Genomic DNA, 26,990 nt, shown 5'->3' with positions numbered 1-26,990 from the left:
CCAAAGGGGAATTGATATCACCTGCCGGGGCCAAACTGGCGGATGTAGGCCGCATACGAGCGCCCCACGGCGGTGTTCGGGTCCAGGTTCAGGCCACCCAGGCTGGCTATCCGCGGCGGTGGGGGCCGCCAATACGTGGGGGCCTCGCCGGTCGTGGTGTCCAGTGGGGTTTTGCCCTGTAGCAGATCGAATTGGACCTTGTCAAAGACTTGTTGGCCGAGAAAGGCATTGACCTGTTCCAGCACGAGCGGGGCGTCGTAATGGCTTTCCTGCATGGCGATGGGGTCGTCCACGGCCAAGAGCAGCGTGCTGCGGCGATGGCCCATAGGGTGGGCATAGGGGGCGATGTCGCCCAGAAGCTCGCGCCAGCGAGGCCACAACATGGCCAGGCGAAAGCCCATGGCCGCGTCAGATCGGCTGGCGAAGCCTATGATCAACTCGCCCAGGGGCCGCATCAGAGTCTGGCCTTTTCCGCAATGTCCAGGAGCATATCATCCAAAGTGGCGTCAATGGGCAGAATGAAATGGGAGGCGCTCATGAAGTGGGGCTCGAGGCGAACAATGGATTCAGCCAGCTCGTCCAGCCTGGAGGGGGCTCCCAACCGCTCGGCCAGGAGGGGGGCCAGGCTCATGAGATAGAACACCTTGCCCGAGGCGCGAAGAGACGAAAGGATATCCGGGTCGTTCAGGTCTTTTCCGGTGACGGCAACGGCCTGGTTCGATCCCGCCAGGATGCTCCCAAGAGCTTCAGAGTTATCGGCCTCGGCCAGGGTGAGGCCAAGGCGTTCGGCGCTAAGCCGGGCCAGTGTCCTTCGCCCACTGCCCTCCATGCCGATGAAGAAGAGGTTGCCCGAAGCTCCGCCAATGGGTGCGTGGGCCACATCGTGGCTGAAGGTCAGGGATTTGTCCTCTTCCAGTACGTCGTAGCGTTCACGGATGACCACTTTGGGCTGCATGGGGAAGAACTAGACGGTTTGGCGGAAAAGTCAAAGCTGAGGGTCGGGCGCCCGGGAGTCACCTTGTGAGAGTGGAAAGTCAGAAACAAGACTCGAAGTGACGGTTGCGATGCTTAATCAGTCGAGAGCGCGCGGGAATAGAAGACGAAAACACGGGGTCGCATCTGGCAGCGCTGTCAGCGCCAAACAGTCTGAGTGCACAAATAAAAAGGGGGGCAAATGCCCCCCTTTGGTAGCTTGTAGCAATAAACTAGATCTTCAGCGCGGTCTTCAAGTCGGCCACGGCGTCGGTCTTTTCCCAGGTGAACTCGGGCAGCTCGCGGCCGAAGTGGCCGTAGCAGGAGGTCAGCCCGTAGATGGGGCGCTTCAGGTCCAGGCGCTTGGTGATGAAGTAGGGGCGCATGTCGAAGACGGCACGCACGGCCTGGGTCAGGGCCTCGTCCGAGAAATCGGAGGTCCCGGCGGAGCTGACCAGCACCGAGACCGGCTCGGCCACGCCGATGGCGTAGGCCAGCTGCACTTCACAGCGGTGGGCGGCTCCGGAGGCAACCACGTTCTTGGCCACATAGCGGGCGAAGTAGGCCGCGGAGCGGTCCACTTTGGAGGGGTCCTTGCCGGAGAAGGCACCGCCGCCGTGGTGTCCCATGCCGCCGTAGGTGTCCTGGATGATCTTGCGTCCGGTCAGGCCGCAGTCGCCCAGAGGACCGCCGATCACGAAACGGCCGGTGGGGTTGATGTAGATCTTGGTGTTTTTGTCCACCAGGTTCTCGGGCAGAGCCTTGTGAATGACCTCGGCCTTGATGGAGTCCACAAGGTCGTCATAGGCCACATGCTCGTCGTGCTGAGAGGAAACCACGATGTTGTCGATGCGAATGGGCTTGCCAGCCTCGTACTCGACGCAGACCTGGGTCTTGCCGTCGGGGCGAAGGAAATCGAGGATGCCTTCCTTGCGCACGTAGGCCAGGCGGCGCGACAGCTTGTGGGCGTAGTAGACAGGGGCGGGCATGAGGGTGTCGGTCTCGTTGACCGCGAAGCCGAACATCATGCCCTGGTCGCCAGCGCCCTGCTCTTCGGGCTTGGTCCGGTCAACGCCCTGGGCGATGTCCGCGGACTGCTTGTCCACGGAGGAAATGACGGCGCAGGTCTCCCAGTCGAAACCCATCTGCGAGCTGTTGTAGCCTACGTTCTTCACGGTCTCGCGCACGATGCCGGCGAAATCGGCGAAGGCGGAGGTGGTGATCTCACCGGCGATGAAGGCCAGACCCGTGGTGACCAGGGTTTCGCAGGCAACGCGGGCATTGGGATCCTGCTTGAAGATGGCGTCCAGGACGGCGTCGGAAATCTGGTCCGCGACCTTGTCGGGGTGTCCCTCGGTGACGGATTCGGAAGTGAAGAGATACTTGCCTTTAGAAGCAGCGACCATGAAGGTTCCTCCCAGGGAAGAAAATTCGCCGATCCGGCGATTGATGCAAATGCGATTTGCGGCCGATAAAGGCCGCTAGGCCATGTGTCACAAGTCGGGAAGGGTTGTCAAACACCGACTCCTGGTTTTTGTAAGCCGCGGCATGCGGATTCGCGGCTGGAATTGTATAAACAACACATTTCGTAGTCTGTGAGCCTCAAACAGCCGCAGGTCATTTCCGGGAGGTGAAGCCAGTTAGCCCAAAAGCATGTTGTCGATGAGCCTGGCTTTTGGGAACTGCACCGCCACAGCCAGCAGGGCCGGGCCGCTCACGTCGCCCACGGGCTGAGTGGTCTCGGGGTGGACGCATTCGATATAGTCCACGCTCGCGTCGGGGATGTTCTTCCGGAAATAATCGGACACGGCCGCCAGGACTTTATGGGGCGATCGTTCGCCTGCGGTTACCATGTCGCGGGCCAAGAGCAGCCCCTTGTGGATGTGCGGAGCCTGGGCCCGCTCCCCTGGCGAAAGATAGATGTTGCGCGAGCTCATGGCCAATCCGTCCGGCTCCCGGTGGATGGGGAGTCCTTCGATGGCCACGGGGATGTCCAGGTCGCGGACCATGCGCCGGATCACGGCCAGTTGTTGCCAGTCCTTTTGGCCAAAAACCGCAACGGTGGGCATGGAGAGCATGAGGAGCTTGGTGACAACCACGGCCACTCCGTCGAAATGTCCGGGCCGTGAGCGTCCGCACAGCCCGCCCGTCAACCCGGAAACGCGCACGGAGGTGGCGAATCCGTCAGGATACATGTCGCCGGGCTCGGGCATAAACAGCACATCCGCTCCGGCCGCTTCGGCCTTGGCTGCGTCGCCCTTGGGGTCGCGGGGATAGCGGGCCAGGTCCTCGTTTGGGCCGAACTGGGTGGGATTGACGAAGATGCTCACCGCGAGTTTCTGCGCGTTGGAACGTCCCCATTCCATGAGGGAAAGATGGCCCTGGTGGAGCGAACCCATGGTGGGCACGAAGGAGCTTGTTATTGCCTGGGCGCGCCAGGACCAGCACAAGGATTGGAATTCTTTGGGAGAAGTGATGATTTGCATGGTATTCCCGTACAAAAGTAGTGAAAGGCTTTCTACCCCGCGGGTCCTGGACTGTCTATCCCAGCAGTTTTACCAGCCGGTGTTTCTGCTCCAACTCGAACTCGCTTGTGATGTTCGGACGGTACTCGTCGAAGGCGGTCTTGGGCTTGAGCCAGGAGTCGAGCCCGGCTGAGCGGACGGATTTCATCGCGTCCTGCCATGCCGGAACAAGCCCGTCAGGGTACTCCCACAGCGTGGTTTTGGCCCGGTCCGTGTCGGCGTAGAGCGACTTCCAGAAGCTGTCCAGGTTGGTCCACAATTGTCCTTGTTTGCCTGCCGAGGAAACCCCCAGCCAACCCAGGTTCTGCTTCTGGGCTGCCAGAGGCGCTTCCAGTTTCGCGCCGAGCGAATGGTCCAACATGTCGGAATTGTTGCTGAGATATTTTGCCAGACCGTTCCAGGCATCCGTTATCCTGCCCCATCCCTTTTCCACCTCGTCCATGCCCGAGGTGACGGAAAGCGGCAGCGTCTCTCCGAAATTCTGCTCCAGGTTCAAGAGTACCCGTCCCTGGCCCTGGCTGAAAGTGCCGTTCTCTGAGACCTGTTCGCGCCCGTTCACTATGAGCTTTCCATCCTGGCCGGGGCGTTCCCTACTGAGTATGCCAATGGAGTCCAATGCCCCGGTACGGCCATCAGAGAGGCTTACTCTCTCACCGATGCGTTGATTCTCCTGGATGAGCGCCAGGGAGACTCCCTGGTGCCAGAGGTTCTTCCCCGGAGTCACGGTGGAGGGGATGCGCTTGTCTATCGTTTTGGCGCTGAAGGAGAGCTGGGAGCCGTTTATCGAAGTGGACATGCTGTCGTAGACGTCCTGCCATGTGTCGCCGGAATTCACATTGAAACTCACGGGAGTGCCTGTGAGCTTAGTGGTGAGTCCCAACGCGTTAAGCAGCCCGCCCGAGGTGTCCGACAAGGAAAACTCCTGGCCTGCCGCTCCGGTGATGGTAAGGGACTGGCCGTCGGTGTTCACCCCAGGCTGGGTGGTGGAGGGAATCGGCCAATTCCCCACGGACGCCTCAACTCCAGGTTGCGAATAGGTGGTGGACGGTCCGGCCAAGGTCGGGCTGGACGTGTTCACCCACGAATTATGGGCGTTCACCTCGGCACCCACTGTGCGCAGCACATCACCCCAGGTCCAGCCTGTGCCTATGGTCACACTATGGGCCCGTTGCTCTCCGGCATATGTAGAGGTGAAGCTGTAGGTGCCGGCGGCCAAGGTGGTGGCCTGGGACGGATCGTAAACTTTTGAGATGTACGTGGAAGGCTGATCAGAATTGCCTACGCTGTAGGCCAGATCGTGGCGGCCCAGGGCGAGAGAGGTCGCGGCGCGCGGGTCCACGGGGGTGGAAGAGAACATGGTAGGCCGGGCCTGTTGGAGCCCTGTCACCTGGTAACCGGTTTCTTCGGCCGGGCCTATGGGGTTCCCGGCGGCCCTCAGCCGCAGCTGTGAAAGAAGCGAGCCTGAGGTGTCCTTAATGCTTAAGTCTTGGGCCGGACGATTCGGGTTCACCGAAAGGGCCAGAACCGAGCCCGTGCCTGCCATGTCCGGATTCAACTGGAAGGCGGCGTTCTGGTAGACCACGTCAGCCCTGACAGCCAGCGGTGCGGCATTGACCGCGTTTTTCACCTTGCCCAGAACGTCACCCCAGGAATCGCTCGAGGAGACGTTCACGGACAGGGCTTCGGTGTAGCCACCGTTGGAGAGATTGAACGTGTAGTCTCCGGCTGAGATGCTTGTGGGCGAGGAAGCGTCGAACCCTCCGGACACGATCTTCACTTCCGGAGTGGAGCGGGCGGCGCTGCGTACAGTGCCGCTCACCTTTCCTTGAGTCTCGGAAGATCCGGTCACCAACCGGGCCTGGAACCAGGGAGGCGGATCCGTAGGCCAGGAGAAGGAACCCAAGGCGCTTTCGAAAGCGGCGAGTTTGCGGTCGAGCCCCTCCAGTACGGGCGTGGACCAGTTGTTGCGTAACTGGCGGTTGAGGGCTTCTTCAGTCCTGCCCAATACCTCCTGCGCCGCCCAGTTCCTCTTTGCCTGGACGGTTGCCTGAAGGCCCTCGGTCTGGACCGGTTTTACCGGGTCGTTGCTCACGCGCGCCGAACTCCATCTTTTCGAGGCACAGTCCGCTTGCCGGCGCGGTTGCCGGAGCAAGGGTCCTGTCCTTCGTCGAAAGGAGTGATCGGATGGTTTGGGCATTTGCTTTACCCCTGCCCACCTCCACCAGGCAGCCCATGATATTGCGCACCATCTGCTTGAGGAACCCCTCGCCGGTAACCGCCCAGAGAGTTTCCTCAGGAGAGGGACGTTCGCGCAGGAAGATGGAGTCCACGGTGCGTATCGTCCCTTTCACGTGAGTCCCGGTGTTCTGAAAAGCTGCGAAATCATGAGTCCCCACGAATTCCTGGGACGCTTCCTCCATGGCTTCAATGTCGAGCGGACCCACGGCCCAGACGAACGGCCGGCGCTGCGGTAGCAGAAAGGTGTTCTCGTGCCAGAGACAGTATGTGTATGTCTTGGATGAGGCTGAGATGCGGGCGTGGAAATCGCGGGACACCTTTTCCACCTGGATAACGGTGATGTCTCGGGGGAGGATGGCGTTCAAGGCCCGGTGCCAGGGAAGGTGGGCCCGGGAAGCCGGTACGTCCGCGTGGGCCACCTGATGGAGCGCGTGAACCCCGGAGTCGGTGCGCGAGGCTCCATGGGCGCGTACGAAGGTCCCAGCCAGTTCGGTTAAAGCCTCTTCCAGGCAGGCCTGGACGCTGCGGCCGCGACCCTTGGCCTGTATCTGCCAGCCGGCAAAGTCCGTTCCCTGGTAGGCCAGGGTGATTTTCAGACGGACGGTGTCTTTCATGGGCCGCCATCTACACCGGGGCGGGCCGGGAGGGAAGACCATCTGGTGCGACCTGGCCGATAATACTACGAACTAGAAAATCCCCGGGCTCAACGGAGAGCCCGGGGAGAAGAGTCTTGTGGTGTTGTAGCAGGTGCGCCTGGGATAAGCGAACCCGGCGTGTCAGGGTTTCTCGGGAAGCTCTGGTCCGATCTGAAGCTTTGTAAGTTCTTCTGAAAGCTTGGCCGCCTTTTTGGCAGTGACCCCGGTGAGGATCTCGCCAGCCTGACGACCCTTCATTCCCGCCAGAATCTTGACGGCAATGGTCTCGTCCAGGGTCTCCAGCACAGATGCGGCCTGCTTTGGTTTCATGTTGGTGTACACGTCGATCAGGTGGCGCATCTTCTCTTCTTTGATGGACTTGGCTTCGCTCAGCATCCCTTTGAGTATGGTTTCCAATTCCTGGAGCTTGGCTACCCTCGCGTTCAAGTCAGCTTCCATGGTCTTCAGGGCCTGCTCCTGGCGGTCCAGGGCTTCGGCGCGAGTCTTGAGCTGCTGGATGGAAAGCACGGACTCCGGCTGAGACTGCGGCGCGGCTTTCTTCTCCGGGGCCGGAGCCGGAGCTTGTTGGGCGGCCTGGGCCGGAGTGTCTAAAATCGCGGCCTTGACCGCTTCGGCGGCCCTGCCCGGGGCCTGGGAGACCACGGTTTGCGGCTGAAGGCTGTTCGTCGTTTTGGCTTGGTTCATCGAAGGGGCAGGGGTGCCAAAACCCATGACCAAAAGAACCGCAAGCTTCGCGCCCGCCAGAATGGCGACGCCAATGGCCAGCTTAGAAAGCCGGAGCCTGGTAGCGAAGTGTTGCCATTTCGTCGAATTCAGCCTGTTCCTTGCGGTTCTCTTCTCGTTCATGACGTATGGCCTGTGTTTCCTTGAGTTTTTCTAAGAGCTTGCGTTCCTTGGCCTTCTCCACCAGCTCCAGCCTACGCGTTTGCACATCCTGGGCCAGTTGGGCCTCCCTCTGTCGGGCTTGGAACAGATCACCCGCTAGCCTGTTGGCATAATTGCGGCTCAGCCAGATGTCGGCCGCTGTCAGATCAGTGGCGTGAGCCATGCTTTCCAGGTGCTCCACCAGATTCCGGTTGATCTCCGCTATCAGTGTAATCTGCTGCTGGTGCGCCTGCTGGGCCTTGGTCAGGGCGAGCTTGGCCTGGTCTTCCAGCTGGGACCGGTAGTCGAGAACCTTCTGCAGGTTGAAGCGGAACGCTCTGGGCATGACAAGACGTGGTTAGCAACAACCGGGCCACATAGTGGGAGGGGAAGAGGCAGGGTTTCGTTGTATTCGAACGCGCGAGATTGGGAATACTCTACCTCTTCCGGGACGGAGTGGCTGAAGCCCGGATAGGCGTCTATTTGAGCTTGGTGTCGCCCTCGGACAAGTCCTCGAGGCGGTCGCGGTCGGTGATGGTGATGGTCCGGTTGTCCATGGAGATGAACCCCTGGTCTTCCAGTTTGGCCAGAGCCCTGGAAAGGGCTTCGCGCGTAGCACCCAGAAAACCGGCCAGATGGCCCTTGCTCATATCCAGCATGAACGTGTCGGCCTCCTTCTCCGAGGCCTGATGCAACAGATAGGCAGCTAAACGAGCCGGTACCTCACGCAGAGTGAGCTGGCCGATCATGGTGGACATCTGCCGCAGGCGCTGTGAAAGCGCGGCCAGCATGGCCATGGCCAGACCCGCATCGCGCTCCATCAGGCGGGTAAGTACCGATTTCTCGATATACAAAACACTACTGGGCTGGATGGCCATGGCATTGGCCGGGAATTTTGACCCCTGGAACATGGGTACTTCCGCGAAGGGCTCTCCCGGACCAAGAACATGAAGTATCTGCTCTTTGCCCTCAGGTGATGATTTGTAGATTTTCACCTGACCGGAAAGAAGCACGTAAAGACCCTTGGCATCGACCCCTTCGAAGAAAATGATCTGCCCCTTTTCGACTTTGAGAACCGCGGAGTTGTTTTCGAGAGTAGCCAGCTGTGGAGTACTCAGACTCGAAAAAAGCGGTACCGTGGCCAGGATGGTCTGGGTTGAACTGGGTTTTTGCTTCATGGGAGACGATGTTAGCGCGATTTTGACCCAAATCAAACCCCTTGGAAGCCCTGACAAGTAGGAAGTATTATGGAGTACGCCCGCTTTGTTCAGCTCTTGGGCGCGTGGAGATGTTCAATGAAGAAAACGATGATGATCCTGGTGGTTGTTCTGGGGGGGCTTATCCCGGCAGCCCATGCCCACCGATGGTACGGGCTGCCGGAAGCTCTGGCCTGGCTCGTCCCCGTGGTGGTTCTCTTTGCCACGGGTCGTGACTTCGTGCGCCGCCTGAGCCAGGCGGTGATGGTTGCCGGGGCTCTCGTGACGCTCAATTCAATGCTTTTTTTCATCAAGCTGCGAATGTCCATGGGGACGCCCTGGCTTCGTCTGGCTGTGATCTTGAGTCTGGCCGCCATGGTGCCTGTCCTTGCGGCTTGGGTCATGCAAAATCCGTTTTTCACGAGAATGAGCGTTCGCAAAAAAGAGCGTGAGTCGCTCACCTCGCTGGTGAAGCCGGACTCCAGTGGGGCGCCAGGTGCGATCATGGGAGATGAGAACAAACAGCTGGTGGTTCTGGGAGTGGCCGGTCCGGCCTCGCCCTGGCCCGCGGTGGCAGCATGTACCTTGACCTTTCTGAGTTTGGCCATGGTCCAGATGAAAGTACCCACACCCATGCTCATGGCTGAGCGTTTTGTTCCCGGAGCCGGCTGGCTTGAGGCTTCGTTGCTGGCCGTCTATGCGGGGTTTGCCACTGAGGCCATGCTGCAATCCAGACAATCCTCCCGGGTGCGCCGTTTTATCTGGGGGCTTTTCTCTTTTGTCTTTTTCGCACAACTGGCACTGGGCTTGGCCGGGTTCGGACATTTTCTCATGAGTGGAACGTTACACCTACCAGTTCCTGCGCTCATTGTGGCAGGGCCGCTCTTCAGAGGGGGAGAAGGGCTTTTCATGCCCATTCTTTTCGGCATCACAGTGTGCCTCGTAGGGCCGGCCTGGTGCAGCCATTTGTGCTACATTGGGGCCTGGGACTCATGGATGTCGCGAGCAAAAAAGCGACCGGGAGCATTGCCCGGCTGGGTGCGTCCTGCGCGCATGGCTCTGGCTGGGCTGATTTTTGTCTCGGCCTGGCTCATGGGGCGCATTGGCGTGCCGGGGATGGATGCGGCCTTGTTGGCTGCAGGGTTCGGCCTCGCCGGAGTGGTGATCATGGTTCTGCTGTCCCGAAAGCACGGGGTCATGACTCATTGCACCGGGTATTGTCCTATGGGCTTGGTTGCGGGTCTTCTCGGGAAGGTCTCACCCTGGCGCCTGCGCATCAAGGAGGGGTGCGCTGGTTGCGCAACGTGCGCCCTGGCTTGCCGGTACGACGCCTTGCGCCCGGAGGACCTGGCCGCGCGCAGGCCCGGGGTGTCCTGCTCCCTGTGCGGCGATTGCCTTGAGAGCTGTCCCAAAGGGGAAATGGAGTTCTCATTTCTGGGCCAGAGCGGTCCAGGAATCCGGGCGGCGTTCATCGTGCTGGCGGTGAGCCTGCACGCGGTGTTTCTCGGGGTGGCAAGGCTTTGAGTTGTGCTTTGGATTCAGGGACGAAGACAACCTCGTCAAGAACCTCTCGGGGGTACGGGTGCGCCTGGAGGCCCTGACCCTGCGGGGTGCAACGGTTGCATAGCCCATGAAAACCTCTTACTAAATAGCGCCTCTGCCCCGCATTGAGCAGATCATCAGGATATCCAGGCAAAAACAATGACTCACCGTTTCGAGAGCATCATCTTGGAGTTGACCAACGTCTGCAACTTCAAGTGCCCATTTTGTCCGAGCGAAGCCATAACACGGGAAAAAGGGCATATGAGCCTGGACATCTTCGCCAAGATTGTTCGGGAAATCAAAAGCGCGGGTCTGACCGAGACGATACAGTTCGGTTTGATGGGCGAACCCTTTATGAACAAAAGGGTGTTCGAATTCGCTGAGCTGGCTTCCGAGTCGGGGCTGACTGTGCGTTGCTTCACCAACGGAAGCCTGCTGACGAGCAAAAATATCGCCTCGTTCGCAGCGTCGAAAATTGACGAACTCTACATCAGCTATCGCGGCGTGGATGCCCAGGCTTTCTCTTCGATATCCACTATGGATTATGAACGGTATATTTCTGGAATCAGGGAGTTGCTCACCCTTGCCGGAACCTTCGACAAGAAAAAGGTAATCATCAAGTGCTTCAAGCCGAGTCTGGTTGATGCGGTGGTAAAGACCAGCGGTATGGCCAAGAATGTTAAGGCGGATCAAAGCGCGGAGTATGTGAATCTGCTTTTGAAAAGCATAGGAATGAAACAGACCGTAAGAAGCAGCAAGACAGCCTTTCACAATACCATCGATTTAGGAAACAACATCGTCGTCAGGCTAGAGAGTATCGCGAGATGGAATGATACGCCAGACAATGCGGGGGGGAAGGGCTTTGTCCGGGGAGTAGTCGGAGCATGCGACGGGATGAGGGGCCACATAGGAATCTTGTACAACGGCGATGTGACGACGTGTTGCAAGGACTATGATGGCAACAACGTGCTTGGAAATGTTGCAGGATCGTCAATACTGGAGATTCTTGAATCTCCGCAGGCGATCCGTTTCAAAGATTTGATGCGCTGGTGCGTTCTCCCCACTCCGTACTGCCGTATATGCAGGGGGGGAGAAAACTTGATGTCTTCATTGGTCAACCAGTTGGGGAGTATCGCATACTTCCGGACACCGTTCTTCCGCGAAAAGACTCCTCAATAGCATCTCTTCTGCTGCTTTTTTGCTCTTATGCATCCGGTAGAGATCCAGAGTCAGTCTCTATGCGTTTTCCCGTCTGGCCAGAGCAGGAGTAGTGCCATTGCGAGCAGGAACAAAGTCCAACCGGTGAGACTGATGGTCATTCCCAACTCGCGGTATTGTTCCGGTTTGAATTCAAGCTGCAGAGCCTGAGGCGGCATGTCCGGCAATGGGTATGCGTTCATAAAGCCGTATGCTTTTAGAGGGCTCAGGGCGTTGCCAGCAAGACGTGCTTGCCATGAGGGATGATAGGCTTCGGAAAAGAGCAGCAGGCCTCCGGCCGGGAAAGGACCTTCGCTGTGATAGCGTGCCGGACTCAGGCGCTGCGTGTTAGGCACGGGCAACGTGTGCGCAGGCTTTCTTTCCGGGAGGCTTGAAAGTTCGAACAGATCGCAGGCTGCGCCCGCAGGGCCGTCGATATCCAGCACGATACGGTGTTCTTCGTCAGCCTCTCTCCTTCCCAAATCAATCCACTGTGGGCCATCCTGGGTGAGCATCCTTGCCCGAACCTGGTATGGGCCGGGCCTGAACACACTCGGAGTGAATCTCGCCGGGAGCACTACGGCTTGTCCCATTGAGGGAGCGCCAGGATAGGCTCTCGCCGGAGTGACGCTGACGGTCATAGGCTGATTGGGGGCATTGCCGAGCGAACCCAGTTGGGCCTGGCGAAGCCTGAAGCGTACCCACACGCTGTCGAGTCTGTCTCGAACCGCGACTTCCTGGCGGCGCCCGTAAACGTCCTCCCATTTCCCGTCTGTAGCCCCATGAAGATTATAGAGAGGCAGGAAATCCCTGCCGTCCTTGGACCATTGGGCCTCTACGAAGGCTTGGCCGCCAGTGTCCCCGAAGAGTCTCGGATAGCTTGTCAGGGCAAAACCGGAAATGGGTTGAGGGAAATCCAGGCAGAAAAGCGCTTGGCCCTCTTGTTCACCCTCGGCCACCAGGGTCCCGACGCCTGATCCCTCCAAACCCTCCAGTCGAAGATGTTCTGTCGTCAATGTTACTCCAGGCGTCCGGGCCAGAAGCGGAATATCGCGAACCAAGGAATACACCCCTGGCGCTTTCTCCACGCAAGCTTCAGCTTCTGCTAAGGTGATCGTGCTCGAAGCTGAGGGAGCAAAGGCCTGGTACAGCGCCTGAGTGGCAGCAGCGAATTCGTACTCCGGTAGAGCCAAGACTCCGGATACAACTGCTCCGCGCCCTTGAGCAGTCACGGTCAATGGCTGCTCACCAGAAAGGGAGTGCAGCCCGAGGTCGATCCAGTGCCATCCCCGGTCGAACTGGTCACCTGAAGTGGTGCTGGCTACATTATTTCCAGCTAGAGCTGCGGTCATCCCATGCTGATAAGGAAGGCTGGCCATTCGCAAGAAGAGGCGGTGCTGGCCGGTTCCGGTCAAAGGAATCCTCAAGGTGGTCTGGTTTTGCGACTGGAGAGCCAAAGCGTTCAAGGGGGATCCTTCGAACCAGAGCGTACGGTGCCAAGCGTCAGACGTCCTGGTCCATCCTTCTGGCACGGCTTGCCCCGGTGAGAGGGCGGGGTGCCAACGCTCGGCTGCCAGGAAGGGGAGTAAGAGCTCCGGCCAGGCGTTGTTTAGTATCCGAAGGCCGGCCTTGGCGTGTCCCAGCCGTTGGATATCGGAGGGAGATACGTCCGTGGAGAAGAAGAACGCCTCATTGGCAAAGGGATTGTTCTCTGTCTGCGCGAGGCTCTCCAGAAGGGGAAGGCCCCCGGCCGCCAGAGAGGCCATGGACACGGAGCGCACTCTTGGCAGGTAGTCCTTGTTCTCCAGGGTCACAAATGGGCCGTAGGACCACGCGGGATCAAAAACAAGGTCCCCTTGGCTTTCCAGAAAAGGGCGTAGTATTCCCTGAGGATCAGGGAGGGTTTCTGAACCGCGTTTGGTGGAAGGCATCCAGCCGAAGTCCAGGTAGGAAAGATAGGGTTGCTCTTTGTCCCATATCACTCTGCGAACGGCTCCGAGCCCGAGCAGGCGGCCGTATTCGTCCGTGGATATGCTTCGCCGGTGGGCGAGTGACAGAAGAAACCGGCCGTACGGGTTGCCGATGAAGGCCGGGCCCACCAGGGAATCCTTGCCCATCATGCCGAAGTTGCGGGTGAGGCTGGAAGATGGGGGGAACGGGATGTTTCCCGTGGGGCTTGAGATGGTCGGGAAAACGGTGATGCGGTACGTGCCCGGATCCTTGGCCAGAGCCGTGGCCAGCTGTGTCTCCTCGTCGTCCAGCGGTTGGAGCATGAGAGCCGATGTCTGGGTGGTCTCGTTCTTAGGAATCGTCAGTTGTCCTGACCACCAGGGCCATATGTAGACTGTTACTGCCAGCAGGGTCAGGCTGGATGCAACGATATCCGGCCAGCTCCGGCCTGTCCAAAAGTTCCTGCGCCGCACGCATTCGAGCCCGAGGCCAACAAGTATGGCTAAACCGGTATAGTAGATGAGGAGCCAGCGCGTGGGGCGGGCCATGAGAAAGAAGACCATTTTCACCCGTGCCAAAAGAACCTCGTAGAGGTACGCGCCAGGAAGCGTCTTGGAACCGGTGAGCATGACGAAACCGAAGAGAAGGCAAAGCCCAGCGGCCCACTTCAAAGCTGGATGAGGGACCCTGCACAAGAGCCCCAACAATGCCACTGCCAGCAGGAAATACGCGGATGGCTTCCACCAGGAATCCTTAGGCTCTTCGACAGGGTATGCGTATTCGGTGCCCATCCCGAGGTTGTTTGTATGGCCGATCATGGCTTGGCGTGGGGGAACGGAATACTCGCGATATTTGTGGACGTACTCGGCCTGCACCTCGGCGACAGTCTGGTTGTATTTTATGGCGCCGTTATCGGCAGCCCCCATGGCAGTCGGAATGACCCAGTGGATTTGAAGGACCAGCACCACCATGCCAATGAGGCCCAGCAATGCGGCGATTCTCCCGGGGCGGCGCCATGCCGCTGCCAGGGCATACGCAACAAGGAGGGGGGTGGATTGCACTATTCCGAAGGTGCTGGAACAAGCCAATGCGGTGAGCATCCCGGCACCGAGCCCGAGAGCCAGGAAGCGTCGCAGCCCATGGCTGAATACTGCTGCATCCGCGAGAACGACCAGCCACGGGGCCAGGGAATAGGCGAACAACGCATCCGTATGACCGCTCAAGGCCACGGAGTACGTTTTCGGATTAAATTGCGCGACTAAGCAGAGAACCAGTGTTGGCAGGCCGGAAAGTCCCAACCGCCTGGCGAGAGCAAAAAAACCAATTGTGCCGATGAGGGCATACGCCAAGTTCAGCCATCGGGCTAAAAAATCCCCTCCAAGCAAGGCTAAACTCTGCCGCACTATCTTGTCGAAATAGTAAGTGATTCCTGTCATTGGGCCGGGAGAACCCAATTCGAAAATGCTGTTCCACGTGGAGTTGGGAATGCTGCCGTACACCCGGACTTGTTCAGGAAATGGAGGGAAGGACTGGTCCCAGTTTTGGTATATGTGGCCTGGATTCCACAAGATATTCCAGTAAGCTGAAACATAGATGCCGATCACCAGGGCCAGGGCTGTGGCCAGCAAAAGCCAAAATGAGCGGCGCCCGGTACCGGGAGAAGTGCTTTGGTGGTTCACTTTGCTAGGGAGAGAATATCCGGGGAGTATTCCGCCACCTCCCGTTTCATGATCTGACGCCAATCGTATTCGCGTTCCACCAGTTCGCGTCCGGCCGCACCCAGGCTGCGGGCGAACGCGCGATCCTCGATGAGCCGGAGGAATGCTTTCGCGTATGCCTGGATGTCTTCAGATGGACACACCAGGCCGTTCTCACCGTCTTTGACGATTCGCCCGATGGCCTTGAGCTTGGTCACCACCACGGGCAGTCCGCACCCCCAGTATTCGAAGAGCTTGAAGGATAGGTAGTTGTCGTGGTTTAGGGTTGCCCGCAGGGTCATGGCCCCGATGTCGCAGGCGTTGAGATAGGCGGGCACCTCTTGGTGGGAAATCCAGCCAGGAGAAATAATGTTGCTTGCGAGCCCAAGCTCCGAGATGAGGGGCTTGATCACGCTATCGAAATACGGTCCCCCGCCGCCAAGGATAAGCAGACGAACGTCCGGGCGAACCTTGGCGACCTCGGCCAGCACATGCAGCAGGATGTCCACTCCGTCGTCATGCTTGATGTCGCCGTGGAAGATGATGAGCGGAGTGGTGTCCGTGAGTCCGAGTTTTAAACGCACGCTCGATCCGTCCAGACCGGGCCGGAAGGTCTGGGCATCCGTGCCGTCTGGGACCACGACCACCTTGTCCGGCGCAAGACCCTTGTTGGCAATCAGGTGGTCACGCATCACGTCAGAAACCACGAAGACCTTGCGGGCCCGGCTCAATACCAGGTTCTCCATCCATACGAGCGGTTTGGAGAGAAGAGGCAGGTCTGTCCGGGCTATATCAGAATAGAAGTCGGTAAAATCGAGAAAGATTGGCCTTCTGATAATGAGGCCAGCAACCACTGCAGCCATACCGGCCAGAGGGTTCCAAGCATGGATTGCGCAAAAACCGCGCGCTCCGGAGCGGCGGTACCATATCTCCAGGATGATGATGGAGATGATGGAGGCCAGGAAGTGCCATACACGAACCGGAAGTCGAAATGCCCCGTAGAGGTGTTTTCCAAATCCCGGATATTGGTTCATCCAGATCCATTCGGTAAAGTATGACCGGCGCGAGCTGATATCCCGGCTAGGCGCGATCATGTTCACCAGCGCCTTCTTCTGGGCGATGATCTCCCTGGCCAACCAGTACATACGCAGATTCGCCCGCGATACCGGAGGGATGGTGGTTTCGACGATGATCGCCACCTTGGGGTGGTTTTCAAGATCGAAGCCCGAAGGGACGTTTTGGGATGCGGTTTTTCTGAAGGAGGTCATGGACTACTCGGTGAAGTAGGCAGGAGAAATATATGTCGGAGAGCAGTGTTCATTCCGGCGCCCCTTTGCGGGCAATGGCCACGAGGTTTCCACCCCCCAGTGGACCTTGGAGCTTTAAACCGCCAACGACCAGCGCTAGAAGGTGCGTCCAGGCGGATGTGTAGTGCACTCCCCGAACGAATCGATGGGGATCGCCCATGCCTTCGATGCGAAGGGTAAGAGGAGTGAAGCCAGAGGCTCGTAGAGCAACGGTCATGGAGGGTTTGTCGAAATAGCAGATATGCTCAAGAAAAAAGTGGACAGCGAAATCCTTGCGGCCAATGGCGTTCGAAAGAGTGTTTTGAAGAGTGGATTGCCGGGGTACCTCACAATACAAAACACCATCAGGCTTCAGGAGCGTCCAGATGCGGCGCAAGGCAGCTAAAGGGTCGAAAAAATGTTCCAACACATGGTTGAGATGAACCAAGTCGAAGGTTCCTGCAGGGTAAGGACATTCTTCAGGAAACACACCATGGGCAAGTTCGGCCTGTGGAACGGAACCTTTTAGGACTTCAACTGTGCTTTCAGCGAATTCCTGGCCGGATACTTGCCAGCCGCGCTCAAGTGCCGCTTCAAGAAATTGACCACGTCCGCATCCGATCTCCAGCAGTCGGCCCGGACCGCCGACAAGAGGTTCGAGCTCGGACAACCGATAGGAAAACATAGCTTTACGCTCAGCAAACTGGGCAGGAAAATACTGGTCGTCGTAATACTCTTGTGAGGCGTAGAGCGCGTTCAGGGCATCCAGACTTGGCATAGGGTTCTGGTATTTAAGACCGCATTCCGAGCATCGGACGAGCCGTACAGATACATCCGAGTGGTACTCTGTCGCCTCTTTTGAAGAGCAGACAGGGCAGACGGGGCTTGGTGAAAGGGAATGAGTCATCTAACTCAGCCTAGCCTTTGACTAAGAGAATGGTCAAGCGCACCACAGCCGTACCCCATGGCCGCCAGAGTTCTGCCGTAGATATTCTCCCAAAGGTTGTCCCCGGAGGCGGCCACCACGTTGTTCCGCACCGCAAAATACTTTTCCGGAGCGGAGAGAAGGTCGGTCACGGCCTGAACCAGGGCATCTGGGGTGTACTCGATCACGCGCCCCAGGTTCTTGTCGCGTACTTCCACATGGGAGGGGGGCACATCCGTGGTGATGATGGGCAAGCCGCAACCGATGGCTTCGCGAATCTTGATTACGTCGCCGAAGCGTTTGACGCTTGTCTCCAGCGGAGCATAGGGGGCCAGGGCAAGCGCCGCACCCAATTGGGCGTCGAGAATGCGGCGGCGATCAGTGACAAATCCGTGCCAAGTTATCGCGGAGCCCAGCCCCAGCTCTGAAGCGCGAGCCTTAAGCCGGGCAAGGTCAGGCCCGTCGCCAAGAACATCCAGCCGGATTCCCGGCAGAACCTTGCGGATGGCAGGCAGAGCTTCGATCACAATGTCCAGGCCATTTTCAGGCCCAACACCGCCGCAGAAAACCAGTCGGTTCAGGTCTACGGCCTTGTCGGGAGGGAGCACCACCCCGTCGGGGATGAATCCGAACGGAACCCAGTGCTGGCGGCCGAAATGAGTGTCATCGAATCTCAGGATGTCACGGCGTGCGGCCGCGATGGCGTACGTGTAGTTCCAGATGTGGTCGGACATGAGACAGGCCATGCGGTCCATTTCAAGGTAGATCTTATTGAGGATTTTGCTTTGGAACTTCCAGGGAGACCAGTCCGAGATGTAGTAGACGCTCTCGCGCACCATTCCCATCTTTTTAAGCCAGCCACCGCATATGGCCAGCAGGGATTCCACACCGATGAACAGATCGTAGCGCTGTCTGAACGACCAGCCAGCCCAGAAACAAGCCAACATATCCCGGAGCTTCATACGCATGTACGTGCGCGGAGCGGCCGTTGCCGGATCGACGGCAAAGGGACGGGTAGTGAGCGGGCCCCACGTCTTCATCCCTTGAAACGATCCATCCACAAAGCGAAGAGCCTGCGGGCGATTGAGCATGCCCTTTCGGGGCTGGGAAAGCTCCAGAACCGTCAACTGGCGGCAATGCTGGGAGAAAAACTCAATAAGTGGCCATGCGGGCCCATTGTGGCGGATACGCTCCCCGGATTCATCCACGATATCCGAAAAGGTGGCAATGAGAGCTGATTCAAGTCGTTTGGCCATGTGCTATACTAGGCGCTCAAACAATATCAGGTTGTCCCGCCGGAAAGTAACCTCATAGCCGGGCAGGTCCAGTTCTTCCGGCTTCACGAAGTTCGTGCTCACCAGGAACGCGTTGAGCGAGTACTTCTCGGCGATTTCCGTAAGCGGCTTGGTGATGAGCGGGAACCAGTCCACCAGTTCCCATACGCCTACCGAGTTGTCCGAGAGGAGTACCTTGCCGTTGTCCAGGAAGTAGGTCACGGCGTCGGCCAGGCCGTGCGGCAGGCAGGCCAGCCGGATCTCGTGTGGCCGCGAGTTCAGGTAGTCGAGAAGTTCCCGCAGGGCCGGTGTGATAGATTTGTCCGGATTCTTGACCACCAGTTTGAGTTGGAAAAAGAGGACCAAGATCAGGCAGCCAAGGCCGATGATGCACGGCATATAGCGGACCACTCCCCACACATCGGGGTTGGACTGGAACCTGAGGATCATGGCCCCTGCAACGGCCGCAGCCGCCGAGGTGCCGAATTCCAGGTAGCGTTGTCCTTCGCCCAGGAAGCGTAAAAGTGGCAGGTTGAACAAGATGCCCAGGAAGAAGAGGGTCACACTCCAGAGCACATAGGTCTTAAGAAGCGGATCGGCCGCCTGGGGAAGCACGCTGAACACGGCGCAGAACGAGTAGAGTATCCAGGGATTCACAGCAAGGAAGGGAGCTACCGGAATCTTCCAGATGAGATATTCGATTCGCCGCACGAAGTCGGTGTGCTTGCGCTCTGCTGTGGGGTTGCCCCGTACCTGATGGGCTAGGCGGTTGTGGATGTTGTACATCCAGAAGCAGATCATGAGCATGTGGCCGCGCAGATACCGCAGGTAGAGCCCCTTGGTGAGAAAAACCGCACCAAGGATGCCCAAAGCGAACACCAGCAGGTGGTTCACGTCGCGCGAGACAATGGCCATCCAGAACAAGGTGAAGAAGAACACCTGCATGGCCATGCGGTGGGTCATGGACAGAAGCATCACGCCCGCCACACCTATAAGGAACGTCCACCAGGCAGGGTGGAGAACATAGCTCTGCACCATGAGCATTGACCAGGTGAAGATGAGGCTCCCCAGTGTGCGAAGCGACAGATTTGAGGCTTCAAGCGGAACCACCGGGGTAAGCAGGTAGGCCATCTGGGCGAAGTGGCCCCCGGCGGCCTGGCCGGTTGCGGCGTACCCCATGAAAAAGACGGTAAGGCTTCCAAGCACATCGAAGGCCGGGGAAACGAGCCCCTGGTTGCGATCCAGCCAATCCTTGGGAAGAAACGAGCACAGCCAGGGCAGAAGCGGCGGGTTGTCCACTGAGCCCGGAACGATGTACTTGTGGGGCAGGCTGTCGGGGAGCTTCTTGTTGTCGCGGATGTACTGGGCCAACAATGTGAAGCGCCAGGTGTCGATGCCGAAATATCTGTTGATCAGCCGGGGCCAGACCTGAAGGGCGAAACCAGCCAGGCTGATACCCAAGGCGATGATGAAATCGAACATGAAGGCTCCAAAAGAAGGGATGATGACCGGCACACGGCTTACGGCCGAAGCGGGGGGAAGTCAATGAGGACGCGGGTGTGCGGCGCAGCAGTTGCCGCATGGATTGTTCTGTTGGGAGTGATGCTGACAGGTCCGATTGTCCTGACAGCAGGCAATGCGTACGCATCTGAAGCGGAAACGTTGGAAAAGGCCACGCGGCCAGGCCGCGACGCCTTGGCCAGGGTGCTTCCGGAACTCGACGCAATGGCCGGTCCCATGAGTCGCGACGTGCTGGACGGCAAGGCCGATCTTCATGTGTTTTATGGAATGGTCATAGCCCGGTTGCAGTATGAACTGTGCCAGGACACGATTTCGCTCATCCGTTCCGCTGAGATTCAGGAATGCCCTGCCCTAAGGGCCGCCTCGATCAAACGGCTGGCTGACGCCGCCGCCCGGCTGGAAGGGGCGGCGGAACTCATTGCCGGAAGCCTGCCCATGGCCTCGAATCCGCGAGTGGGCGTACTCGGGCATGCGGCCGTGCAGGCTTTTCGGAAATACCTTGGGCCGATCAAGGAGTTCGCAAGCAGCCAGGATCGCAGAGAGATGTAAACTCAGCTCCTTGGGATCAGAAGTTTCTCGGCCATGGCTTGCCCCTGCTCGCCGCCGCCGGCCATGCGGGAGAGCTCCTCGCTCACACGCTGGCCTTCCAGACTGGACACGGTGGTCTCGGTCTGGCCGTCAGTAACATGCTTGGCCACCAGGAAGTGACGCCCCGCCAGGGCGGCCAGTTGCGGCCAGTGGGTGATGAGCAGCATCTGACGATCTTTGGCCAGTTCTTTGAGCCTCTCGCCCACGCTCTTTAAGGTCAGTCCGCCAATGCCCGCATCGACTTCATCGAAGATGAGCGTGGCCTGATCGTTCTCGGATTTCATGCTGGTCAGGGCCAACAGGAAGCGCGACAATTCGCCGCCAGAGGCGATGCGGTCCAATGCCCTTGGTGGCTGGCCGGGGTTTGGTGCGAAAAGGAGCCGGGCGGAAAGCTCTGTCAGGGCCGGAGAGGATTCATCGGATGGAAAGACTTCTATGGGCGTGAATTCGAACAACACCCGGACGTGCTCGGAAAAACCCAGCCCACGCAGCTCTTCCTCAATGCGGGCGCAGAGGCCCGTCGCCGTTTCCTGGCGGGCGGCGTCGAGGCGGCCCAGCACCTCGTCAAGCATGACCCTGAGCTGCGCCCGCTGACGGTTCAACCGTTTGAGGTCGAGCCCGGCGTTGTCTAGAAAGCTCAGGTTGTCTTCAATCTCGCGTCCCAGAACCAGCACCTCTGGCATGGTGAGCTTGAGCTTGCGCTTCAACTGGGCCAGTTCCCAGAGTCTGGATTCCACCTCCTCAGGGTCGTCTTCCAGACCAGGAACTCCAGCGCGCAGGCGCTCAGCAAGCTCCGTCAGGGCGTGCCTGGCTTCTCGCACGGTCTCCAGGTCTGCCTGAAAGGCCTCCGTAACCTGCCCCAGGGTGGAAAACTCCCGCTCCAATCTGCCAAGGCCCGAGGTGATCCCTTCCTCCCCGTAGAGCATGCTCAGGGCTGCGTCGGTTGCCTCCCTGGCCTTGCGTGCATGGCGCAGAGCCTGTTGGCGCTCCAAAAGGTCTTCTTCCTCGCCTTCGCGTGGGGCCACCTTGTCAATCTCGGCGCGTTTCATCTCAAGTACTTCCCGGCGCTCTTCCAGATGGGCCACGCGGTCATGCAAGGATTGAATGTCTCGTTCGAGGTCGGTCAATTGCCGGACAAGGTTGCGTCGGTTCTCGGTAAGCGACGGGTTGGGAAGGAAATGGTCCAGGAGTTTGGCCTGGAACACCGGGGAAAGGAGCTTCTGCTGGCCGTGTTGGCTGGCGTGGAGGGTGAGCTTCGGCTTGAGCTCACGTACGGCTTCCTGGGTGGCCAGTTGGTCGTTTATGTATATGCGCGCCCGCCCAGTCTGGACGGAAAGCTCCCTGCGCAGGATGAGGTCTTGTCCGTCCAGGATGAAAAGGGCCTCCACCTGAGCTTTTTCAGCGCCAGGGCGGACCATGTCCGGGCTCAAACGTTCTCCGGTCAAGAATTCCAGGGCTTTGAGCACGAATGTTTTGCCTGCGCCGGTTTCGCCGGTCAGCACGTTGAGCCCTGGGCCGAATTCGAGCTCCACGTCGGCTATGAGGGCCAGGTTTTTGATGCGCAGGAGTTCAATCAAAGGGAGAAGCCTCCGGCGGCCAGGGGGAAAACTTTTTGGGAAAAGTTTTCCCCCTGGACCCCCATTCAAAAACTTTCAACGAGCTTCGCGTTCATGCGCAATACATTGCCGAGGTCCGGGGGGAGGCTCTCCCCCCGGCGGGGTTCGGGGCAGAGCCCCGACCATAATTATTGTCTCAACCTCGGGTCCAAGAGATCCCGCAAGGACTCACCCAACAGGTTGTAGCCCAGCACCGTGAGCAAAATGGCCATGCCGGGAAAAATGGAGAGCCACGGCGCGATCTCCAGGACCTCTTTTCCCTCCAGGAGCATGTTGCCCCACGAGGGCATGGGGGGTTGTACCCCGAGCCCCAGAAACGACAGGGAGGACTCGGTGAGAATTGCGCCAGCCACCCCGAGTGTGGCCGAAACCAGCACCGGCGCAGCCGCGTTGGGCAGAATATGACGGCTTAAGATCCGCGTGCTCCCTGCACCGGCCAGTTTGGCCGCGCGCACGAAATCCCGGTGTTTGAGTGTGAGCGCCTCGGCGCGCACCAGCCGGGCCACGCCCATCCATGAGGTCAGGCCGATGATGATCATGATGTTCGTGAGCGAAGGCTCCAAAAAGGCGATCACCGCCAGGATCAGGAAAAAAGACGGGAAGCAGAGCATCACATCCACGCCGCGCATGATGAGTTCGTCCACAAAGCCGCCGAAATAGCCGGCGATGAGTCCGAAAAAAAGACCCAAGGCCACCGAGAGGCCAACGGCCAGAAAGCCTACCCATAAAGAGACCCGTCCGCCGAAAAGCACGCGTGAGAGAACATCGCGGCCCAGAGCGTCCGTGCCCAGGGGGTGCGCAGCGCTGGGGGCCTGGAGCACATGGTTCACGTCAAGGGCCGTGGGATCGTACGGAGTGATGAGAGGAGCCAGTATGGCGGCCAAGGAAATGAGTCCCACCAGGGCGATTCCAGCTACGAACATTGGGTGGGCGCAGGCCCTTTGCGCAAACGTGTTAGCCATGGCGGTTTCCGGAGCGGATGCGCGGGTCAGCCAGGGAATAGCCCACGTCCGCGAGCATGTTTCCAGCCAGGGTCAGAGCCGCACCCAGCACAAGGTTGGCCATGATGAGCGGGTAATCCCGGGACATCACCGCCTGATAAAAGAGTTGGCCGAGGCCTGGCAGGGAAAAAATCTGTTCGATGATTACCGAGCCGCCAATGAGCCCGGGAATGGAGAGTCCGAGCAGGGTGATCACGGGCAGGAGCGCGTTGCGCAGGGCATGGCGGTAGATCACGTCGCGCTCGGGAAGGCCCTTGGCTCTGGCGGTGAGGATGTAATCCTGCCTGAGCACCTCCAGCATGGCCGAGCGCATGTAGCGGCTCATGCCGGCCAGGCCGCCGAAAACGTAGATGAACATGGGAATGGCCAGATGAGAACATATGTCCCATACTTGGCGCCACCAGGGCATCTGGGCATAATCCAGGGATGTAAGTCCTGAGATGGGCAGCACCGGCCAGACGATGCCGAAAAGGAGCATGAGCAAAAGGGCCAGCCAAAATCCGGGCATGGCAAAGCCCAGGAACACGAAAACTGTGGACGCCCTGTCGAAGAATCCGTTCTGCCGGGCGGCCGCAGTGACGCCGATGGGGATAGAAAGTGAAAGAGTTAAAATGAGGGCAGCCAGGTTCATGCCAAAGGTGAGTGGCAGGCGTTCCTTGATCTTGTCCCAGACCGGGCGGCGGTCGCCGGTGAGGGCATTGCCGAAATCGAGCTGGGAGAGGCGTTTCAGCCAGAGCCAGTATTGGATGTGAACGGGCTGGTCCAGACCGTAGAGTTTTTCCAGGCGGGCCACGGCCTCGGGTGTGATAAGAGGATTCAGGTCGGTTTGGAGGTCGGTAGGCTTTCCCGGGGCCAAATGCATGACCCAGAAGCTCACAAGGGTGATCCCAAGGAACACCACCACGAGCCAGAGAGATTTGATGAACAGTCTTTGCAGTAAGGCTAGCACAATGAGGCCTCCGGACTGGGTGTGTGTATCAGGCCTGGCCACGGCTCGGGAAGAGGGGTGGAGGTGTATTTTCGCCACAGGAAAAAAATTGGTTGACGGGACGGCCGGCTTCGGGCAATTGCTTTCTTCCCGGATGGGGCTGTAGCTCAGTTGGGAGAGCGCTTGAATGGCATTCAAGAGGTCGTCGGTTCGATTCCGTCCAGCTCCACCAAAGATTTCAGGGGGTTAGATCACAAGGTCTAACCCCCTCTTCTTTATGTAGATAACACCCAGGATAACATTCAGGCCTGCACTTTTAGGAATTTCGGACCTTCCGGCGCTCCAGAGACCGGCGTCAGCTTGGGCAGAAGTTCTACCGCTCGTTTCCTTTCCCCGGCCATTTCCTGATAGTAGACGTTAGCCGTCATTACGGTGCTGGAGTGCCCCATCTGTTTGGAGACGGCCACAAGGTCGCCACCGCGAGAGAGGAGCGTCGTCGCGTACAGGTGTCGGATGTCGTACAGGATAACATCGTAGGTTATTTCGGCCAGTTTGCATGCCGTCCTGAAGGATCGGCGAAGACAGGCCACGGGCTTGCCCCTGTATTCCACCAGATGGTCGGTCAAGGCCTGTGCCTTCATTTGCTTCAGGCGGGCTAGGAACGCGTCAGAGACATGTACGTTGCGCCAGGTGTTGGTTTTGGTGGCATAGACTCGAATGAGGCCGCTTTCGAAGTCCACGTTGGCCCAAGTGAGAGCCAGCAGCTCAGACTCGCCGGTGCGGACTCCCAGGTTGAAAGCCAGCTCCATGGCCCAACGTAGATGGGGAAGTGCTTTGTCCATAATCTTGCCCAGGTCGGAGACTGTCAGCATTGAGCGTCTGGGTTTCTCTTTCGGCTTTTTCCAGAGCGCTAGGGGGTTCTTCTCAAGATATCCGTGGTCGACTGCAAATCTAAACATGATCTTCAAGTATGATAGGTATCGGGATCTAGTTGTCGGGCTCTTGTCAGCGTAGTTGTTCGTTATGACGTTCACGATGTCGGAGTAGGTCAGATCCTTGGCCGGGCGCTGGCAGTGGGTCTCATAAAAGTTAGCCTGCACCATGGAAGCGAATGGCTTCAGCCAACTCGCCTTTTTGACTTCGGCCTTTTTCGCGTCGATGAAGGCTTGGGCGATGTCGTCAAGATAGGGGTGTCCGGCTCGGGCAGGGGTTGATTCAAGGCCTACGCGTTTTTTGGCCTTGATGTCCTTGTCCAAGTCGTTGGCGTCTCTCTGGCCAGCCCTGCCCTTGCCAGTGACCTTGTTGTGCTGCTTGCCGTTCTCGTCACGCCAGGAAACAAACCAGGCGCCGTCACGGGCTCTTTGGTGAACACTCATTCTACACCTCCAGCGGTTTTGGTTTCCTGGAGGAGGTTATCCTGGGCTCGTCCAAGAGGCCCTGGGGATTCTGCATCCAGGCCTCAAGCTCAGGTTGTGAGAACTTGTTCAGTTTTGGGCCGTAGCGTCCGATTCGGTACTCCTTGATAGTTCTTCTGAAGGTAGCGGCGGCATAGCCACAGAATTTCGCCGCCTCCTTCATGGTTAGGTAGGGTCCTTCGCCGTTCATCGTCGTTGCTCCTTCTGATGGTCTTCGCCGTCTATGCGAGACGGGTGACTAGCTTGTAAGACCGGTTTGAAGCGAGTGCAACTACCTGCCATAAAAGGGGAAGTTAAATTTGCATACGTCAGGCGAGATGATACAGAGGCGAAAATTCGAGTTTCAGCACGCAAAAATAGTTTGAAATTATTTTTCAGCGGGTCTGGATCAGAGGACACCGGGGCCTTGCCCAGGTGATCGGGTAGGCCTCCACTGAGATTTTCGGTTGTATCAAACCAGGGATCGGCTTTTGAGGTAGTATTGTAGGCTGGACCACTTCACGCCCAAGAGCTTGGCGATGCTGGCGCGGCTAATGCCCTTGGCCAGGAATTCCTTGATCTCGGGAAGGCGTTCATCAAGCTGAGAGTTGCGAGAGCCCTTGGGGCGGCCTATCAGCTTTCCCTCGGCCCGCGCCTTTGCCAGGCCCATACGGGTGCGTTCAGAGATCAACTCGCGTTCGATTTCGGCGAAGAGACCCAACATAGTTATCAAGGTGGTGGTGGCGATGTCTCGCTTGCCATTCACTACGATCCCTTGCTTGATGACGGTCACGGAGACCTGCTTCTTCACCAGTTCATCAATCAAGGTGATGATCTGCCCGACGCTGCGGCCCAGACGAGAGAGCTCGGAGACGATCAGAACATCGCCAGGGTTCAGAGAGTTGACCAGATCGTCAATCCGGCGTTCCTTGGGAGTTCTACGAGAAGACATCTTCACTTCCATCCAGGTGTCGACGCGGAGACCTTGCCGGTCGGCGTAGTCGAGAATCGCGTAACGTTGGTTATTCAGATCCTGGCCGTCTGTGGAGACTCGCAGGTAGGCGGTGATGCTGGACATGGTGAGGACCTCCTTAGGGAAGAAACCGTTCGAGATGGTTTTTTTCTACCCTGCCTAGAGAAGGAGGTCTCTAGATTTTTGTTAGGAGTTTTAGACGTTTATCTGGTCGTTTTTCTCTCTATTCCGGCAGATTTCAGCCAGATTTCCGGCCAATCCCTCATCTTGACCATGCCGCGCCGTCAGCATAACCAGAGGACATGGCTCTCCTTCCTCCGCCCCCGGTAAACAACCCGCAGACACCGCCTCCAACGGCTGTCGATCTCGTCTACCAGAATCTTCGGCCAATCCGCTCCCTTCGGGATTACGATAATTATGTGGTCAATTGTAAATTTTCGACCAGCGCCCATTTTTCATGTGATTTATCATTAGATTTCGTTCGAGTATTTATCTCCCCCTCATTGGCGAATTCCACGAATGTTTCAAAATCATTACGTTCTTTAAGATGTCCATCAAATATGATTGCAAATAGAAAAGGTATATTTTCATTTCGTCTGAACAATAGAACATACACAATTAGATTTGAATTTATTTTCTCTAAACTA

General features: G+C 58.3%; 23 protein-coding genes and 1 tRNA gene. 4 read left to right on the top strand and 20 right to left on the bottom strand.

Annotated features, from left to right (window positions below; all coding sequences use genetic code 11):
• Positions 1 to 17: 17 nt before the first annotated feature.
• The 9 genes from HY795_07535 to HY795_07495 form a co-directional block, all read right to left on the bottom strand.
• A complete protein-coding gene (locus HY795_07535; protein MBI4805071.1) occupies positions 18 to 455 on the bottom strand; it encodes a DUF721 domain-containing protein in 438 nt (145 codons plus the stop codon).
• Entirely contained in the window at positions 455 to 955 is a 501-nt protein-coding gene (locus HY795_07530; GenBank protein MBI4805070.1) for a hypothetical protein, read from the bottom strand. The genes HY795_07535 and HY795_07530 overlap by 1 nt, the downstream gene beginning before the upstream one ends.
• A gap of 250 nt (positions 956 to 1,205) precedes the next feature.
• Positions 1,206 to 2,378 (bottom strand): methionine adenosyltransferase, encoded by a 1,173-nt coding sequence (locus tag HY795_07525; GenBank protein ID MBI4805069.1) that lies wholly within the window; start codon positions 2,376 to 2,378, stop codon positions 1,206 to 1,208.
• Positions 2,379 to 2,612: 234 nt separating this feature from the next.
• Positions 2,613 to 3,458: a pantoate--beta-alanine ligase gene (locus tag HY795_07520; GenBank protein MBI4805068.1), complete on the bottom strand. Its 846-nt coding sequence runs from the start codon at positions 3,456 to 3,458 to the stop codon at positions 2,613 to 2,615.
• A 55-nt stretch (positions 3,459 to 3,513) separates the two neighbouring features.
• Entirely contained in the window at positions 3,514 to 5,589 is a 2,076-nt protein-coding gene (locus HY795_07515; protein ID MBI4805067.1) for a hypothetical protein, read from the bottom strand.
• Complete coding sequence (gene truA / locus HY795_07510; GenBank protein MBI4805066.1) at positions 5,489 to 6,349, bottom strand: tRNA pseudouridine(38-40) synthase TruA; 861 nt, start codon at positions 6,347 to 6,349, stop codon at positions 5,489 to 5,491. The genes HY795_07515 and truA overlap by 101 nt, the downstream gene beginning before the upstream one ends.
• Positions 6,350 to 6,511: 162 nt before the next feature.
• Positions 6,512 to 7,138 carry a hypothetical protein gene (locus HY795_07505; protein MBI4805065.1) on the bottom strand — a complete coding sequence of 209 codons (627 nt, stop codon included), beginning with the start codon at positions 7,136 to 7,138 and terminating at the stop codon, positions 6,512 to 6,514.
• 19 nt (positions 7,139 to 7,157) lie between these two features.
• Entirely contained in the window at positions 7,158 to 7,601 is a 444-nt protein-coding gene (gene fliJ / locus HY795_07500; GenBank protein MBI4805064.1) for a flagellar export protein FliJ, read from the bottom strand.
• A 133-nt stretch (positions 7,602 to 7,734) separates the two neighbouring features.
• Positions 7,735 to 8,433, bottom strand: a complete 699-nt coding sequence (locus tag HY795_07495) for a Crp/Fnr family transcriptional regulator (GenBank protein ID MBI4805063.1) — start codon at positions 8,431 to 8,433, stop codon at positions 7,735 to 7,737.
• Positions 8,434 to 8,550: 117 nt separating this feature from the next.
• On the opposite strand from HY795_07495, the gene HY795_07490 reads away from it, so the two are divergent.
• Together HY795_07490 and HY795_07485 are read left to right on the top strand one after the other, a co-directional pair.
• Positions 8,551 to 9,975: a 4Fe-4S binding protein gene (locus HY795_07490; GenBank protein MBI4805062.1), complete on the top strand. Its 1,425-nt coding sequence runs from the start codon at positions 8,551 to 8,553 to the stop codon at positions 9,973 to 9,975.
• A 177-nt stretch (positions 9,976 to 10,152) separates the two neighbouring features.
• The gene (locus tag HY795_07485) at positions 10,153 to 11,172 is read left to right on the top strand and encodes a radical SAM protein (protein MBI4805061.1); all 1,020 of its coding nucleotides are present in this window, start codon (positions 10,153 to 10,155) and stop codon (positions 11,170 to 11,172) included.
• A 50-nt stretch (positions 11,173 to 11,222) separates the two neighbouring features.
• Here HY795_07485 and HY795_07480 read toward each other — a convergent pair whose 3' ends face one another.
• The 5 genes from HY795_07480 to HY795_07460 all read right to left on the bottom strand — a co-directional run bounded on the left by HY795_07480 (position 11,223) and on the right by HY795_07460 (position 19,804).
• Entirely contained in the window at positions 11,223 to 14,576 is a 3,354-nt protein-coding gene (locus HY795_07480; GenBank protein MBI4805060.1) for a hypothetical protein, read from the bottom strand.
• A gap of 239 nt (positions 14,577 to 14,815) precedes the next feature.
• Positions 14,816 to 16,105 (bottom strand): glycosyltransferase family 4 protein, encoded by a 1,290-nt coding sequence (locus tag HY795_07475; GenBank protein MBI4805059.1) that lies wholly within the window; start codon positions 16,103 to 16,105, stop codon positions 14,816 to 14,818.
• Between the two features lie 49 nt (positions 16,106 to 16,154).
• A complete protein-coding gene (locus HY795_07470; GenBank protein ID MBI4805058.1) occupies positions 16,155 to 16,901 on the bottom strand; it encodes a class I SAM-dependent methyltransferase in 747 nt (248 codons plus the stop codon).
• A gap of 134 nt (positions 16,902 to 17,035) precedes the next feature.
• Positions 17,036 to 18,304 carry a glycosyltransferase family 4 protein gene (locus HY795_07465; GenBank protein MBI4805057.1) on the bottom strand — a complete coding sequence of 423 codons (1,269 nt, stop codon included), beginning with the start codon at positions 18,302 to 18,304 and terminating at the stop codon, positions 17,036 to 17,038.
• 3 nt (positions 18,305 to 18,307) lie between these two features.
• Positions 18,308 to 19,804: a hypothetical protein gene (locus HY795_07460; GenBank protein MBI4805056.1), complete on the bottom strand. Its 1,497-nt coding sequence runs from the start codon at positions 19,802 to 19,804 to the stop codon at positions 18,308 to 18,310.
• Between the two features lie 63 nt (positions 19,805 to 19,867).
• Here HY795_07460 and HY795_07455 point away from each other — a divergent pair, with 63 nt between their 5' ends.
• Positions 19,868 to 20,392: a hypothetical protein gene (locus HY795_07455; GenBank protein MBI4805055.1), complete on the top strand. Its 525-nt coding sequence runs from the start codon at positions 19,868 to 19,870 to the stop codon at positions 20,390 to 20,392.
• Positions 20,393 to 20,394: 2 nt separating this feature from the next.
• Here the strand turns inward: HY795_07455 and HY795_07450 are convergent, their stop codons facing one another.
• The 3 genes from HY795_07450 to HY795_07440 all read right to left on the bottom strand — a co-directional run bounded on the left by HY795_07450 (position 20,395) and on the right by HY795_07440 (position 23,997).
• Positions 20,395 to 22,008: an AAA family ATPase gene (locus HY795_07450; protein MBI4805054.1), complete on the bottom strand. Its 1,614-nt coding sequence runs from the start codon at positions 22,006 to 22,008 to the stop codon at positions 20,395 to 20,397.
• A 167-nt stretch (positions 22,009 to 22,175) separates the two neighbouring features.
• Positions 22,176 to 23,009, bottom strand: coding sequence for an ABC transporter permease (locus tag HY795_07445; GenBank protein MBI4805053.1), 834 nt, complete (start codon positions 23,007 to 23,009; stop codon positions 22,176 to 22,178).
• Complete coding sequence (locus HY795_07440; GenBank protein ID MBI4805052.1) at positions 23,002 to 23,997, bottom strand: ABC transporter permease; 996 nt, start codon at positions 23,995 to 23,997, stop codon at positions 23,002 to 23,004. The genes HY795_07445 and HY795_07440 overlap by 8 nt, the downstream gene beginning before the upstream one ends.
• Before the next feature lie 135 nt (positions 23,998 to 24,132).
• On the opposite strand from HY795_07440, the gene HY795_07435 reads away from it, so the two are divergent.
• Positions 24,133 to 24,208: transfer RNA gene (locus tag HY795_07435), tRNA-Ala, on the top strand.
• Between the two features lie 70 nt (positions 24,209 to 24,278).
• Here HY795_07435 and HY795_07430 read toward each other — a convergent pair.
• From HY795_07430 to HY795_07420, 3 genes are all read right to left on the bottom strand, one after another.
• Positions 24,279 to 25,352: a site-specific integrase gene (locus tag HY795_07430; GenBank protein MBI4805051.1), complete on the bottom strand. Its 1,074-nt coding sequence runs from the start codon at positions 25,350 to 25,352 to the stop codon at positions 24,279 to 24,281.
• 1 nt (position 25,353) lies between these two features.
• Entirely contained in the window at positions 25,354 to 25,581 is a 228-nt protein-coding gene (locus HY795_07425) for a helix-turn-helix domain-containing protein (protein ID MBI4805050.1), read from the bottom strand.
• A gap of 261 nt (positions 25,582 to 25,842) precedes the next feature.
• Positions 25,843 to 26,448, bottom strand: a complete 606-nt coding sequence (locus HY795_07420; protein ID MBI4805049.1) for a recombinase family protein — start codon at positions 26,446 to 26,448, stop codon at positions 25,843 to 25,845.
• Positions 26,449 to 26,990: the final 542 nt, after the last annotated feature.

The organism is Desulfovibrio sp. (assembly GCA_016208105.1).
Classification (GTDB): Bacteria; Desulfobacterota; Desulfovibrionia; order Desulfovibrionales; family Desulfovibrionaceae; genus Fundidesulfovibrio.
This window is presented reverse-complemented; position numbering and strand designations above follow the sequence as displayed.